The sequence below is a fragment of the Corallococcus praedator genome (assembly GCF_003612125.1).
Classification (GTDB): Bacteria; Myxococcota; Myxococcia; order Myxococcales; family Myxococcaceae; genus Corallococcus; species Corallococcus praedator.
This window is the reverse complement of the sequence record NZ_RAWI01000028.1, coordinates 12703-26597: the sequence shown is the minus strand read 5'-3', so window position 1 is coordinate 26597 and position 13895 is coordinate 12703. Positions and strand designations below refer to the sequence as shown.

Sequence of the window (13895 nt, the reverse complement as noted above, 5' to 3'; positions counted from 1 at the left end):
ATCAGGGCGAGCGGAGCACGTCACAGCGCCCGGAGGCCCCACGCGCCAGGTCCTCCGCGACGGAGCGCAGCAGGGTCGCGGTGAGCGCGGAGCGGTCGTCGGGCTCCGTCCCCGCTGAAGCGCCCTGGGTGAGCCACGTCGCCACGCGCCCGAGGCTCGCGGCCGTCACCACGTGCAACCGCACCTCCACCTGCACGATGAAGCGCTCTCCTGGCTCCGGAGGGGCATCCAGCATCCAGGCCACGCGCTCCAGCTCCAGCGTGGCCACCCCTTCCGCCAGGGGCCTTCCGTCCAGCAGGTAGCCCGTGCGCGTGAAGGCCAGCACCTGGGTGACCTGTGTGCTGTCCATGCGCGCGTCGAACCAGAGGGAGCGGCGGCGCATGAGGGTCAGCTGCACCTCCAGCTTCCCCGCCATGCCCAGCCGCACCAACCGGTCCAGCTCCGGCGACACGAAGGCGCGCGCCTCCGAGCGCACCACCACGCGCCGCCCGGTGAGCGTCGCGGCGCAGGTGGCTCGGGCCTCGTCCGCCCGGGCCGTGGACGCCAGCAGCCCCACCGACGCCGTGAGCGCCGCCTGGAGCCGCCACCGTCCGCCTGTGCCGTGCCGTGCCATGCCTCAGAAGGTCCGGACGAAGAGCAGGCGCGCCTCGGGCGTGGCCCGGGCCTTCTCATCCGTGCGCCAGGCCGCTTCCACGCGCACCGCGTCGCTGAAGTGGAAGCTGGCGCCCAGGCCGAGCCGTGGATCCGTCCAGTCGGAGGCGGCGTGCACCGAGCCCAGGTCCGCGAAGATGCCGAAGGCCTGCCAGCGGTACTCCGCGCTGCCGAGCACCGAGGCGTCGCCCCCACGGAAGTCCTTGAAGCCGAAGCCGCGCAGCGTGCTCCAGCCGCCCAGCGCCTCCTGCTTCTGCAGTGGCAGGTCCTCGCCTCCCGCGACGCGCAGGCGCACGCTCAGCCCCGAGTGCCAGTTGACGGGCAGGTCCAGCACCGCGTCACCCACCAGCTTCCAGAAGCGCGTGTCCACGCCCACCTGCTGCCCCACCTCCAGGGTGACGAGTCCGCGCAGCGCGGGCTCCCGCGTCCGGTCCCCTTCGCGCCGGAAGAGTGACGTCTCCGGCGTCCGGAAGAGCGAGCCCACTGGCGACCCTGGCTTCGCCTTGCTGTCGTACTCCGCGCGCAGCACGACGGAGTGGAAGCGCCCCTCGCTCACCGGCGCGTTGGGGAAGGCCGGCGAGTCCCGGCGGAAGAGGCTGAGCGGCGGAGTGAAGGCCTGGAGCGATTCGTAGGTGTCGCCGTGGAACTCCGCGCCCGCGAGCCACGAGCGCGCCCAGCGCCAGGTGGCGAACGCCGCGAAGCCCTTGCGGCGGAAGTAGTCCCGGTCGGGCCGGTTGATGAGGAACGAGTAGACGTAGGAGTCGATGTCCCCCAGCCGCCAGCGGTCCAACGTGTCGGTGAAGTCGTGGACCTGCGCTCCCACCTCCGCGAGCCCCAACGCGGGCACGTGCAGCTTCGCGCCGCCCAGCAGGCTGACGCGGCGCTGACGTCGCGTCCCCTCCGGGTCGTCCGGCAAGCGCTGGCCTCCCAGCCGCAGCGGGACGAAGAAGGCCGCATCCAACGTCGCGTGCACCCGGTCCTTCGGATCCCAGAAGCGCAGGTCCGCCGCGAGCCCCGGCGCGAACCCCGTCACCTGCGTGTGCACGGGCAGCAACTCCATGGACAGGTCCGGCCGGCGCGGACGCACGTGCACCACCAGCCGCCGTCCCTCCAGCGTGATGCCCTCCTCCCGTTCGTGCCGCGAGAACAGGCTCCGCCAAACGGATCCGGGCTCCTTCGGCTCGCGGTGGCGGGACGGGCGCTCCTGCTCCTGGGTGCGGTAGCGCCGCGTGCCCTGGGCCTCGCGCTCCTCGATGATCCGCACGCTCCGGCGTTCCTCGCCCAGCCCTTCACCGTCCACCGTCCGGAGGAATGGCAGCTGCGACTCCAGGCGCTCCACGGCGCGGCGGGCGTCGCTGCGCAGGAAGACATCGCCCGGTGCCAGGCCCAGCGCCTCGCGCACCCGCGCCGCCATCTCCGGCTCCACGCCCGGCACGTCCACGGCCTCCAGCCGGCCCTCGTCCACCGTCACCACCAACGCGCCTTCGTGGGACAGCGTGGCGGACAGCGTGGCCAGCAGATAGCCGTCATCGTCCCGCAGGTCCTTCAGCGCGCGCTCCAGCGCGGCGTCCAGCCCGCCCAGGACGATGCCGGGGCGGAACTTCCCGCGCTCCAGGCGCGCGAACAACTCGCGGGGCGGGTGGAGCGGCGGGCACGGGTTGATGACGGACAGCGTCGCGGTGCGGCCGTGGATGCGCACCGTGGCGACGACCTCCCCGTGTTCGTGCTCGTCGTCGTCTTCGTCTCCGTCCTCGTAGGAGCCGGGGGGCTGCGGGAACAGGGCTTCCAGCCACTCGTCGGGAGGAAGGTCCTGGAGCCCCTGGACATCCACCGACGTGACGGTGGGGTGCTCCTCCAGCGTGACCTCCAGCAGCGCGGGCCCCTGCTCGCTGACGCGCAGGCGGGGCTCCACGTGGGCGAAGAGGCCCGTTCGCGCCAACCGGCGCAGCAGGGTCTGCACGTCGTCGGGTGACATCGGGGGCGTGGGCCCGGCGGCGGGGGCGCCCACGAGCGAGCGCACCTGCGCGTCCGTCAGGTGCCGGAGCCCCACGAGTTCGAGGGCCGTCGGCGCCAGTCCCTTGCCGTCGACGTCCAGCCGCAGCGGCGCGAGGACCGAGGCGGTGTCGGAGTCCTCGTCGTCGTCGAAGCCGCCGGGGCACACCTCACGCCGCGAAGAGGCCTTCCTGTCCGAAGCATCTCCGTCCGGAGAGCCATCGTTTGAGGCACCAACGCGCGGAGCCCCATTGTCCGGACCGTCATCGTCCGGACCGTCATCATCCCGAGAACCATCATCCCCAGGCGTTTCAGCCTGGGAGTGTGCCCTCGTGCCGGAGGGCGCCGTGAGCGCGCCGGCATCAGGTGGGAGCGTGCCCGCATCCCTCGCGGGTTGCGCGAAGACTGCGAGCGAGACGAAGCAGAGGCAGAGCACGATGCGATTCATGCGGGGGAGCAGGAGCATGCGCCGTTCCAGGTGGAGGGCCCCGGCAAGTGCCTGGAAGGACGAGGATCCGCCGAGCGCATCGATGTCATGGACACATCCGGATGTCACGGCGGGGATGTGCCCGTGACATCGCCCGGGTCCATGGGGCGTGTCATGGCGAGACAGGCAGGCCCAGCGCCTTGATGCGCCGGTAGAGGTTCCCCCGGTCCACCTGGAGGAGGCGCGCGGCCCCCGCGATGCTCTCCCCTTCCCGGAGCGCGGCGCGGATGAGCTCTCTTTCGAAGTCCTCCACGTGCTCGCGGTAGCTCTTGTCGCCCAGCGTCGCACGGGGCGCGGCCGGGGTGCCCGCCGGAGCCGTCACCGCGTCCGCGCGAAGCTCCAACGGACCATCGCCCCGCAGCAGGTTCAGCCGCTCGATGACGTTGCGCAGCTCGCGCACGTTGCCCGGCCAGGGATAGGCGCGCAGCGCGGCCTCCGCGCCAGGGGCCAGCACGAGCGTCGCACGGGGACCGGCGAACTCCGCGGCGAAGACGCGGGCCAGGGGCAACAGGTCCTCGGGGCGCTCGCGCAGCGGCGGGACGTGCAGCGGCAACACGTTGAGACGGAAGAAGAGGTCCTGCCGGAAGCGCCCCTCCTTCACCGCGCGGGTGAGATCCTGATGCGTGGCCGCGAGGATGCGCACGTCCACCGGCACCGGCAGCGTGCCGCCCAGGCGCTCCACCTGACGGGTCTCCAGGACGCGCAGCAGCTTCGCCTGGAGCTCCAGCGGCATGTCACCCAGCTCATCCAGCAGCAGCGTGCCGCCCTGCGCCTGCTCCACCCGGCCCGTGCGCCGCGCCACCGCGCCGGAGAAGGCACCGCGCTCGTGCCCGAACAGCTCGCTCTCCAGCAGCGTCGCGGGGATGGCCGCGCAGTTGACCGCGACCAGCCGGCCCTTGCGCCCGGAGGCCTTGTGCAGCGCCTGCGCCACGCGCTCCTTGCCGGTGCCCGTCTCGCCGGTGATCAGCACCGCCGTGTCGCTCGGGCCCACTCGGGCGATGAGCTGGCGCAGCGCCTCCATGGCCGGGCTGTCCCCCACCAGGTGCCCCGGGCGGGCCAGCGCGTCCAGCAGCCGCTCCCGCTCCTCCCGCAGCGACCCCAGCGCCAGCGCGTTGCGCAGCGCCGTGACGAGTCGCTCGGCGGACGGGGGCTTCTCCACGAAGTCCGTGGCCCCCAGCTTCAGCGCCTGCACCGCCTCCGCGGGGGAGGCCTCTCCGGAGAGGACCACCACCGGCACGGCCAGCGGTTTGGGCAGGCGCGCAAGCAGCTCCAGTCCCGTCTCGCCCGGCATGCGCAGGTCCAACAGCATCAGCGCGGGAGGGGCCTCCGGCGCTTCGAGCAGGCGCGCGGCCTCCGCCGTGGAGCGGGCCTCCACGGTGGTGAAGCCCTCGTCGCCCAGCAGCCCTCGCAGGGCCCGGATGACGCCGGGATCATCATCGACGACGAGGATGCGGGGGCCTGGCTTCATGAAGTCACCTGGGAACTGGGCGGCACCGGGGGCAGCGCCACGTGCGCCAGCGTCCCGCCGCTCGCGCCCGGCTCCAGTCGCAAGGTGCCGCCATGCTCGTGGACGATCTTCTGGGCGATGGGCAACCCCAGTCCACTGCCGCCGGGCTTGGTGCTGAACAGCCCCCGGGTGAGGACTGCGCCCTCCAGCACACCCGGGACGCCACGGCCACCGTCGTTCACGGTGACGTGCACGGCGCCGTCCGCCTGCGCGCGCAGGGCCACCCGCACGGGCGGCGTGTCCGGCCCGGAGGCCTCGGCGGCGTTCTTCACCAGGTTGCCGAAGAGGCGGCGCAGCCCGTCCGGATCCGCGCGCAGTTGGACCTCCGGCCCGGGCTCCAGCTCCACGGGCACCGGCGAGGTGCCCGCGTACAGGGCGCAGACCTCGGCCAGCAGGGCGCGCAGCCCCACGTCCTGGAAGCGCGGGGCCGGCAGGCGCGCGAAGGTGGAGAAGCTCTGCGTCATGCGCATGAGCAGGTCCACCTCCTCCTGGAGGAGTGCCACCGCTTCGGCGAGGCGCGTCGGGTCCGGCGAGGTGCTGTCATCCTGGCGGGACAGACGCGCGAGCGAGAGCTTCATTGCGGTGAGGGGGTTCTTCAGCTCGTGGGCGAGCGCGCGGGCCACGTCCTGCCAGGCCGCGATCTGCTCGGCGGCCTTGAGGCGCTCGCGCTGGCCCAGCAGCTCCTGGCCCATGCGGTTGAACTGCCCCAGCAGGTCCTGGAGCTCGTCGCGCGGAGGCTCCGGCACGGACAAGCGGACGGCCAGGTCGCCCCGGGAGTAGGCCCGCATCCCGTCGATGAGGGTGCCCACGGGGCGCGTGAGGACGCGGCCGAGCAGCGCCGCGGCCACGGCCAGCACGAGACCGGACACCAACCCCAACCCGGCGATGAAGACGGGCACGCGGCGCACCAGCGCCCGCCGCGCCAGCTCCGCCTGCGCGAGGTTCAACCGCGCATCGTCGAGCGTGCCCTGCGGCAGTCCGCGCCGCTCCAGGTCCGCGGACACGCCATCGAGCACACCCTCCACCGGGGCGATGGACACGGAGAGCACGCGCTCCAGCACGCCCTGCGCCAGCGCGCCCAGCAGCACCAGCGGAATGAGGCCCGTGAGCAGCATCACCGCCAACAAGCGCCGCCGGAAGCGGGGCGGAGGCGGCGGAGGACCCATGGACGGAGCGCGGCGCATGATCCGCTGTTCATACCGCAGGCACCCGCAAAGTTCTTGCGACCGTCCTCGCGAGACAACTACATACGCGCCGCGATTCCAAACATGAGGGGGTTTCACATGTATCGAAAGAACGTTCTTCGCGGCCTGCTCGCGCTGGGCCTGCTGACGGCGCTGAGCGCCCAGGCCGAGACGCTGTTCGCGCAGGCCAACTTCCTGCTCAACAAGCGTCAGCTCTCCCTGGTGAACTACCGCGGCAAGGGCACGCTGCTTCCCGTCGGCACGAAGATCGAGGTGCTGGACCGCGACGACGATGAGATCACCTGCAAGGTGCTCGACCCCTCCCAGGCCGAGTTCCGGGTCGTGACCCACCGGAGCCTGGGCAAGCCGCTCGCGGTGCTGTTCACCGGGTTCTTCGCCCCCACGGATCCCGCGACGCGCATCGCCGCGCTCTCGCCGGAAGACCAGAAGCAGGTGAAGTCGGGAGAGCTGGCCAGGGGCATGTCCCGGGAAGCGGTGCTGCTGACCATCGGGCCGCCGCCGCCGCACCGCACCCCGTCGCTCCAGGGCAACCGCTGGACCTACTGGAGCTCCAAGTTCGCCACCTTCGAGGTCGCGTTCGACGCCGACGGCAAGGTCGTGTCGTTCGGCGATGAGCCCCCCGTGGCCGCGCCCGCGCCCGCCCCGGTGCAGAAGGTCCTCTATTACGCGACCGCGAACCTCCACTTCGAGGAAGGGACGGTGTCCTGGGTGAACTACCTCAAGGGCCCCATCCTCCCGTTCAACACCCAGGTCGAGGTGCTGGACAAGGGCTCCTCCCAGGTGAAGTTCAAGGCCGTGGACTCGGGCATGGAGTTCTCCTTCGAGAACGACTCCCGTTCGGGCGCGGACACGTGGAAGTTGTTCCAGGCCGCGTTCGCCGCCGAGGACCAGGCCGCGAAGCTCGCGGCGCTGTCGCCAGAGGACCGCAAGAAGGTCGAGGCCTCGGAAGTGGAGCCCGGCATGTCGCGCGAGGCCGTGCGCATGGCGTGGGGTCCCCCGCCTCCCCATGAGACGCCGTCCTTCGCCTCCAGCACCTGGACCTACTGGAAGGGCAAGATGACCAAGGTGAAGGTGAAGTTCGACAAGAACGACAAGGTCGCTTCCGTCGAATAGCGCAGGGCCTGCGTGATGATTTCACGCGCCTCGGATAAAGGGGCGCGTGAGAGGCATGGGATTGCCGGCACGTCCGCTTGAAGCCAGGGGGAAGGGCTGCTCACCTCGACGACACGCTGTAGGTCGCGCGTCCACCCGGGCTTCCAACCGTCCGGAGGGCAGGCGGCCATCCGTGACTCCCCGCCCGCAGGCTGCCATTCCGCGAGGGAGGACCGAACCTTCTGACAGGAGGTGACGGCACCATGGCGGACAGCCCCATCGAGAAGCAGCACCAGCACGAGCGGGAACAGGAGCGGGAGCGGCTGCGCGCGGAGGAAGAGAAGGACCTGGAGGTGGAGTCCCACCGTGGGCCCCGGCCGCTGGAAGGCTTCGCAGGCGGGCACACCACGTGGACGGGCGCGCAGGACGATGAGGCCGCCGCCCGCGTGCACGCCGGTGACGCGGAAGCGTCGTGGGAGGCCAGCGAGCGTCAGGCCCGGCTGGAGCCCGAGCCCCACGCGGTTGACGACGAGGATTGAGCCCGGGAGGCCCCGCGTGCCCGTTGGCTGCAGGGCGGAGCCCGTTGGCTGCACCGGCCCGCCGGGACTTCCGGGCGAGGAGGTAGCATCGGCTCCCCGTGGACGCCTCCCCTTCCCTCGCGCGCCGCCTGCCCCGGCTCATGCTCATGTGGGCCCTGCCAGGCGTCATCACTTCAATCCACGTCTATTTCTCTTCGCAGGCCAGGGACCCCAACTACCCCTTGAGCCGGGCGCTGCTGATGCAGTTGCCGCCGTGGCAGTACTGGGCCTTCGCCACCCCGATCATCCTCGCGCTCGGACGGCGCTATCGGCTGGAGCGGGACGGCTGGCCCCGGAGCCTCGCGGTGCACCTGACGGCGCATGCCGCGCTGCTCGTTCCCCACGTCATCCTTGTCTATTTCGTGTCGCGGGCCGCGAAGGAGCCGTGGTTCCTGCAGAACTCCCTGGGCCAGGTGCTGCCGCTCCTGGTGTTCAAGTACTTCGTCACGGACCTGCTCGTGTACGGCGGCATCCTCGCCGTCGGCCACGCAATCGAATACCACCGCCGCTACCGCGAGGGGGAGCTGGCCCAGGCCCAACTGGAGACGCGGCTGGCCCACGCGAGGCTTGACGCCCTGCGCGCCCAGCTCCACCCCCACTTCCTCTTCAACACGCTCAACGCCATCTCCGTCCTGGTGCGCAAGCAGGACACCGTCGGCTCCATCCGCATGCTCACCGGCGTGAGCGAGCTGTTGCGCATGGCCCTCAACACCAGCGGCCGCCAGCACGTCCCGCTCCACGAGGACCTCGACTTCCTGGAGCGCTACCTCGACATCGAGCAGACCCGCTTCCCGGATCGGCTCCAGGTGGTCCGCGCCATCGACCCCGCCACGCTCGGCGCGCTCGTGCCGCACCTCATCCTCCAGCCGCTGGTGGAGAACGCCCTCAAGCACGGTCTCGCCACGCGCTCCGGCGCCGGACGCGTGGAGCTGCGCGCCTCGCGGGACGGGGCACGGCTGCTGCTGGAGGTGCTCGACGACGGGCCCGGCCTTTCTCCCGGCTGGGACACCCGCGACGGCTGCATCGGCGTGGCCAACGTGCGCGCGCGCCTGCACCAGCTCTACGGCGACCGCCACGCCTTCACGCTGGAGAACCGCGCAGGGGGCGGCGTGCACGCGCGCCTGGAGCTGCCCTTCGAGTCCGCTTCGCTGGAGAAGGCCGCGTCATGAATGCGTCCGCGTGCATCCGCACGCTCGTCGTGGATGACGAGCCCCTGGCCCGAGAGGGCCTGTGCCTGCTGCTCGCCCGCGACCCGGAGGTCCGCGTGGTGGGCGAGGCGGGCAATGGGCCGGAGGCCGTGCGGCTCATCCGCGAGCAGCGGCCCGACCTGGTGCTGCTGGATGTGCAGATGCCCGAACTCAACGGCTTCGAGGTGCTGGCCCACCTGGCCCCCGCGGAGGTCCCGGCCGTCATCTTCGTCACCGCGTATGATCGCTATGCGCTGCGCGCCTTCGACATCCACGCGCTGGACTACCTGCTCAAGCCCTTTGGCGACGAGCGCTTCCACGACGCCGTCGGCCGCGCCAAGGCGCAGATCCGCCTGACGCGCATGTCGGACTTGAGCCAGCGGCTGATGTCGGTGCTCTCGACCTACGGTGAGCGCGATGGCGTGCCCGCCCCGCCACCTCCGCCCGCGCCCGAGCCGTGGGTGCGCCGGCTCGCCATCCGTGACACGGGCCGCGTGGTGTTCCTGGACGTGGACGAAATCGAATACATCGAGGCCGCCGACTACTACGTGCAGATCCACGCGGGCGGGAAGGCGTACCTCCACCGCGAGTCGATGCAGAGCCTGGAGGCGCGCCTGGATCCGGGGTGCTTCATGCGCATCCACCGCTCGGCCATCGTCAATTCGCGCCGCATCCGGGAGCTGCGCAGCGAGGGCCGCAGGGAGCTCATCGTCGTGCTCACCGGCGGCGCGGAGCTGCGGGTCGCGCGAAGCCACCGCGAGAAGTTCCAGCACCTGCGCTGAACCCCGGGCCCGCTCGCCGCACGCCCGCCGCCCCTGAGTCCTACTTGTTGGCCCGGACCTTCTTGACGAGGACGGGCTTCGCCGGGGTCGCCTTCGCGGGGGCCGCCTTCGCGGGGGCTGCCTTCGCGATGGCGGGGTTGCGCCGGGCGGACAGCTCCGGAATCAGCAGCAGCTCGATGCGGCGGTTGCGAGCGCGTCCCTGGGGCGAGGCATTGGCCCCCAGGGGCCGCGTGTCGCCGTAGCCGGCCGCGAGCATGCGCTTCGCGGGCACGCCGCCCTTGTCCTGGAGGAAGCGCACCACGTTGACGGCGCGCGCGACGGACAGCTCCCAGTTGGTGGGAAAGGTGGCCTGGAGCTTCTGGGAAGGGGGTGAGTCGTCGGTGTGCCCCGACACCTGGATGCGCTTGTCATCCACCTTGGACAGGACGCCGCCCAGCCGGGTGAGGACCTCCTGGCCGCGCGCGCTGATGCTGGCGTCCCCTGAATCGAAGAGGACCTTGTCGACGAGGTCCACCTGGATGCGGCCCTCGTTCTGCGTCAGGCGGACGGCGCCCTCGGCGATCTCCTTCTTCATCTTGTCCTGGAGGTCCTCGTAGGTGGCCTTGAGCCGGGCCAGCTCCGCCTCCTGCTCCTGCACCGTCTGGCTGAGCTGGGCCTTCTCGGTGTTGAGCTGATCCTTCTCCGTGGTCAGCTTCTCGCGCTCGGCCTCCAGCGCGGCCAGCTTCGTCTCCAGCAACTGCTTCGCGGCCTCGGCGTCGCTGGCCCGGGTGGCCGCCGCCGTCGCCGCCGCGTCAGCCAGCGTCGAGCTGCGATGCGACAGGTAGAGCACCGTGCCCGCGAGCACCGCCACCAGCGCCGTCACCAGCCAGGGGACCCAGGCCCTTCCGCGTTCCGTTTCCATGTCGCGACCTCCGGGTTGGAATGGACGACAGGCACGCTAGCGGCATCCGACAGGTGCACCGCAAGGCGACCCGGGTGCGTGCAGGTGTCTGGAGGTGCATTGTTGAACCCGGGGCGCACGGGACGGCGGTGCCCCATCGCGGGCCTCCGCCGTCCCGTGCGCCCCCTGCGTCAGGCGTCGGTGCCGCGAGTGCCCTTGCGCCGGCGCAGCGTCCAGCCCAGCGTCAGCAGGGACCAGAACGGCCATGCCTCCGGCGTCAGCGCCGCGCTGCAGCCAGAGCCGGAGTCGTCCGTGTCGGCGGGCGGTTGCGGCTTCGCGGCCGGCTCCACCTTCACCTGGAAGGTGCACCGGGCCTCGTTCCCCGACGCGTCCTTCGCCGTGACGCTGACCGTGGTGTCCCCCACCGGGAAGCGCGTGCCGGAGGCCTGGCTGTAGGTGGGAGCGACGGTCTCCCCGCGCTCGTCGGCGACGGTGGTCGCGGCGTAGGTGACGTCCGCGCCGTCCGCGCCGCTGGCCCGCGCCGTCACGTTGGCCGGACAGGTGAGGACCGGCGCCGTCGTGTCCGGTGCCGTCGGCGTGAAGTCCAGCGAGAGGCTCCAGGGCTCGCGGCCATGCGTCTCATCCGCGGCGAAGAAGAAGAGCCGGTCGCCCAGGCGCGCCAGGTTGGTGGGGTCCGAGGAGAGCGGGCCGGGCAGCACGTCCACCCAACGGGAGGTGCCCGCCGCCGTGCCGTCCGTGCGCCACAGCTCCGCGCCGTGCCCGGGCTCCGCCGCCGAGAAGAGCACGATGCCCCGGTCCTCGAGGGACAGCGGCGCGAGGAAGGACGTGCCGTCCGCCACGAAGAAGCGCATGCCGGACTCGGCGCCGGGCCAGATGTCCGCCAGCCGCGAGGTGCCCTCCGGCGTGCCGTTCGTCACCCACGGCTCCATCCCGTGCGTGCCATCGTTGGCGGTAAAGAACACGGTGGTGCCCAGCTTCAGGAAATGGCGGGGGTTGCTGCTGCCTGTGCCCGGGTGGAGGTCCACGAGCATCCGCGTGCCCGCCGCCGTCCCGTCGCTGACCCACGGCTCCCAGCCATTCGCCGCGTTGCTCGACGCGAAGTAGAGCCGCCCGTTCACCCACGCGAGCGCGTCCAGGCCGCCGAACGTCTGGGGGACCAGTTGCACGGTGCCCTCCGGCGTTCCGTCCGTCTTCCAGAGGCGGGCCGGGTCGCCCGCGGCCTCTTCTTGGTGGAGTTCCGTCAGCGCGAAGAAGGCGACGCCGTTGGCGACCGCGATGTCGTTGACCCAGGTGGAGCTGACGCCCGTCCCCTTCACGAAGGTCTTGAGCACCCGCGTGCCCCCGGTCGTGCCATCCGTGACCCACAGGACTTCATCGCCGTCCGCGTTCTTGGCGGCGAAGAGCACCCGGTCCCCCAGCTTCGTGAAGGTATGCGCCTCGTTCAGCACGGCCTCCGGGTCGGAGAGCGCAACGGGCACGGTGCCCGCCTCCGTCCCATCGCTCTTCCAGAGCTGCATGGATTCATAGCTGCCCGCGGTGAAGAGGAGCCCCCCGCCCACCTCGATGAGGTTGCGCGGGTCGCTCCCGTCCTCGCCGGGGACCAGGTCCTTCACCCGCGCCGTGCCCGCCGCGGTGCCGTCCGTCCGCCAGAGCTCCGCGCCGTGCGTGGTGTCCTCCAGCCCGAAGAACAACCGGGTGCCCACCCTCTGGGTGGCGAACGCCTCCGCGAAGAGGTCCGCCCGGGTGTTGGCGAAGGTGGTGAGCCGGGAGGTCCCGGCGGACGTCCCGTCGCTCTTCCAGAGGGAGAGCAGCTGCCCGTCCTCGGAGGCCAGGAAGTAGAGGTGGCCCGCCAGCTCCCCCACGTTGGAGAGGGACGCCATGGACGACCGCGTCGCGCCCGCCTTCAGCGGCTCCAGGAGGCGCGTCCCCGCGACGGTGCCATCGGTGCGCCACACCTGCGTCCCGCCTGAAAGCGGCTCGACGTGGAAGAGGAGCGAGTCTCCCAGGCTCACCGGGTCGAGCGAACTCGGGGCGTAGTCCCCGGTGTAGCCCTCCCACGTCTTCAGCGCCGTGGTGCCGGCGGGGGTGCCATCCGTCTTGTACAGGCCGAGCATGCCCGCCTGGGGCGTGGCCTGGAAGTAGAGGTGGCCCTTCCAGGACTCGAAGTTGGAGGGCTGCGAGTCCCCTGCCCCGGGCCACAGGTCCGCCACGCGCGTGGCGGCGCCGGGCGTGCCATCGCTCGTCCACAGCTCCTCGCCCGCGACGGCGTCGTACGCGACGAAGAAGAGCCGGCTGCCCACGACCTGGAGTCCGTACGAGTTCCAGCGGCTGAAGCGCTGCACCTCCCCGGTGCCCGCCGTCGTCCCATCGCTCTTCCAGAGCGCGCGGTCCGTGGAGAAGTACAGGGTGCTTCCCACCGCGGTGAGCAGGTTGATGCGGTCCTGGAACTCCGGGAACGCGTACACGACGGTCGTGCCCTCCGGGGTGCCATCGCTCCTCCAGAGCTGATCCATGGCGAGGCCCCCGACGAAGAAGGCGCTCTGCCCCACCCGCGTGAAGCGCCAGGTCTGGCCGTCCGCTTCTCCCGGGATGAGGTCCTTGACGGGGACGGTGCCCTCGGGCGTGCCGTCCGTCTTCCACAGCTCCATGCCGGTGGCGGAGTCGTTGCCCATGAAGAGCGCGACGCCGTCGAGCGCCACGCCGAGCGCGGTGATCCCGGGGAACTCGTAGCCGAACCCATCCACCCTGGGCGGGAAGCGCTTGAGCTCCCGGGTCCCCGCCACCGTGCCATCCGTCTTCCACAGCGCGCTGCCGAAGGAGAAGAGGACGCCGGAGCCGAACGGAAGGATGGTGCCGCGCCGCTCGTCTGAGTCATCTCCCGAGCCCTCGAACTCCTGGAGGAGGAGGGTTCCAGGCGTGGTGCCATCTGTCTTCCACAGGCCCGTCCTGCCCAGGAAGCTCCGCGCCGTGAAGAAGTAGGCCGCGTTGCCCACGGCGGTGAGTTCCGTGGGACCCTGGACGCTGGAGAGCATCCCCGGCGTCAGGTCCTGGATGAGGGTGGTGCCCGCGGAGGTGCCGTCGCTGCGCCACAGGTCCCATCCCGTCAGGGGATCGTCGAGCACCATCACGGCGGTGCCATTGGCCAGGGTGACGGCGCCTCCGCCAGACCCGGAGCTGCTGGTGAGGATGCGCGGAAAGGGGCTCGGTCGGGTGTTCACGTCCCGCAGCAGCTCGGGTCCCGTGGCCAGCGCCAGCGGGCGCGAAGCGGGCGCGCTCGGGAGGGATGTGGCAGCGGCCTCCAAGTCGGAGGAACCGCAGCCAAGCAGGGGCGCCAGGACGAGCCAACGGGCTCCCCGGAAGACAGATGGGTGGGTCACGGCGGATCGCCTCCAAGGACACACATGCTCCGAAAATCGGAATGCATGCGGCACAGGCACGGCAGCAGGTCAGACGCGCGAGCGAGGAAAGATTGAGTCCGGGAGGCTCCCTGAACGAATGACGCCACGGGAACAC

10 protein-coding genes are annotated in these 13895 nt (G+C 71.4%); 4 read left to right on the top strand and 6 right to left on the bottom strand.

Annotated features, from left to right (window positions below):
- Position 1: 1 nt before the first annotated feature.
- The 4 genes from D7Y13_RS05950 to D7Y13_RS05935 all read right to left on the bottom strand — a co-directional run bounded on the left by D7Y13_RS05950 (position 2) and on the right by D7Y13_RS05935 (position 5821).
- A complete protein-coding gene (locus D7Y13_RS05950) occupies positions 2-613 on the bottom strand; it encodes a hypothetical protein (RefSeq protein ID WP_120534422.1) in 612 nt (203 codons plus the stop codon).
- Between the two features lie 3 nt (positions 614-616).
- A complete protein-coding gene (locus tag D7Y13_RS05945; protein WP_120583190.1) occupies positions 617-3091 on the bottom strand; it encodes a BamA/TamA family outer membrane protein in 2475 nt (824 codons plus the stop codon).
- Positions 3092-3242: 151 nt separating this feature from the next.
- Positions 3243-4598 (bottom strand): sigma-54-dependent transcriptional regulator, encoded by a 1356-nt coding sequence (locus D7Y13_RS05940; RefSeq protein ID WP_120583178.1) that lies wholly within the window; start codon positions 4596-4598, stop codon positions 3243-3245.
- A complete protein-coding gene (locus D7Y13_RS05935) occupies positions 4595-5821 on the bottom strand; it encodes a sensor histidine kinase (RefSeq protein ID WP_233595453.1) in 1227 nt (408 codons plus the stop codon). Before D7Y13_RS05935 ends, D7Y13_RS05940 begins: the two co-directional genes overlap by 4 nt.
- Positions 5822-5920: 99 nt before the next feature.
- On the opposite strand from D7Y13_RS05935, the gene D7Y13_RS05930 reads away from it, so the two are divergent.
- From D7Y13_RS05930 to D7Y13_RS05915, 4 genes are all read left to right on the top strand, one after another.
- On the top strand, positions 5921-6955 hold the full coding sequence (locus D7Y13_RS05930) for an outer membrane protein assembly factor BamE (RefSeq protein WP_120534424.1): 1035 nt from the start codon (positions 5921-5923) through the stop codon (positions 6953-6955).
- Positions 6956-7197: 242 nt separating this feature from the next.
- Positions 7198-7473, top strand: a complete 276-nt coding sequence (locus D7Y13_RS05925) for a hypothetical protein (protein WP_120534425.1) — start codon at positions 7198-7200, stop codon at positions 7471-7473.
- A 98-nt stretch (positions 7474-7571) separates the two neighbouring features.
- Positions 7572-8681 (top strand): sensor histidine kinase, encoded by a 1110-nt coding sequence (locus D7Y13_RS05920; RefSeq protein ID WP_120534426.1) that lies wholly within the window; start codon positions 7572-7574, stop codon positions 8679-8681.
- Positions 8678-9481 (top strand): LytR/AlgR family response regulator transcription factor, encoded by an 804-nt coding sequence (locus D7Y13_RS05915; protein ID WP_120534427.1) that lies wholly within the window; start codon positions 8678-8680, stop codon positions 9479-9481. The genes D7Y13_RS05920 and D7Y13_RS05915 overlap by 4 nt, the downstream gene beginning before the upstream one ends.
- Before the next feature lie 40 nt (positions 9482-9521).
- On the opposite strand, the gene D7Y13_RS05910 is transcribed toward D7Y13_RS05915, so the two are convergent.
- Both D7Y13_RS05910 and D7Y13_RS05905 read right to left on the bottom strand, forming a co-directional pair.
- A complete protein-coding gene (locus D7Y13_RS05910; protein ID WP_120534428.1) occupies positions 9522-10382 on the bottom strand; it encodes an OmpA/MotB family protein in 861 nt (286 codons plus the stop codon).
- Positions 10383-10552: 170 nt separating this feature from the next.
- Positions 10553-13759, bottom strand: a complete 3207-nt coding sequence (locus tag D7Y13_RS05905) for an ELWxxDGT repeat protein (RefSeq protein WP_120583177.1) — start codon at positions 13757-13759, stop codon at positions 10553-10555.
- Between the last annotated feature and the right edge of the window lie 136 nt (positions 13760-13895).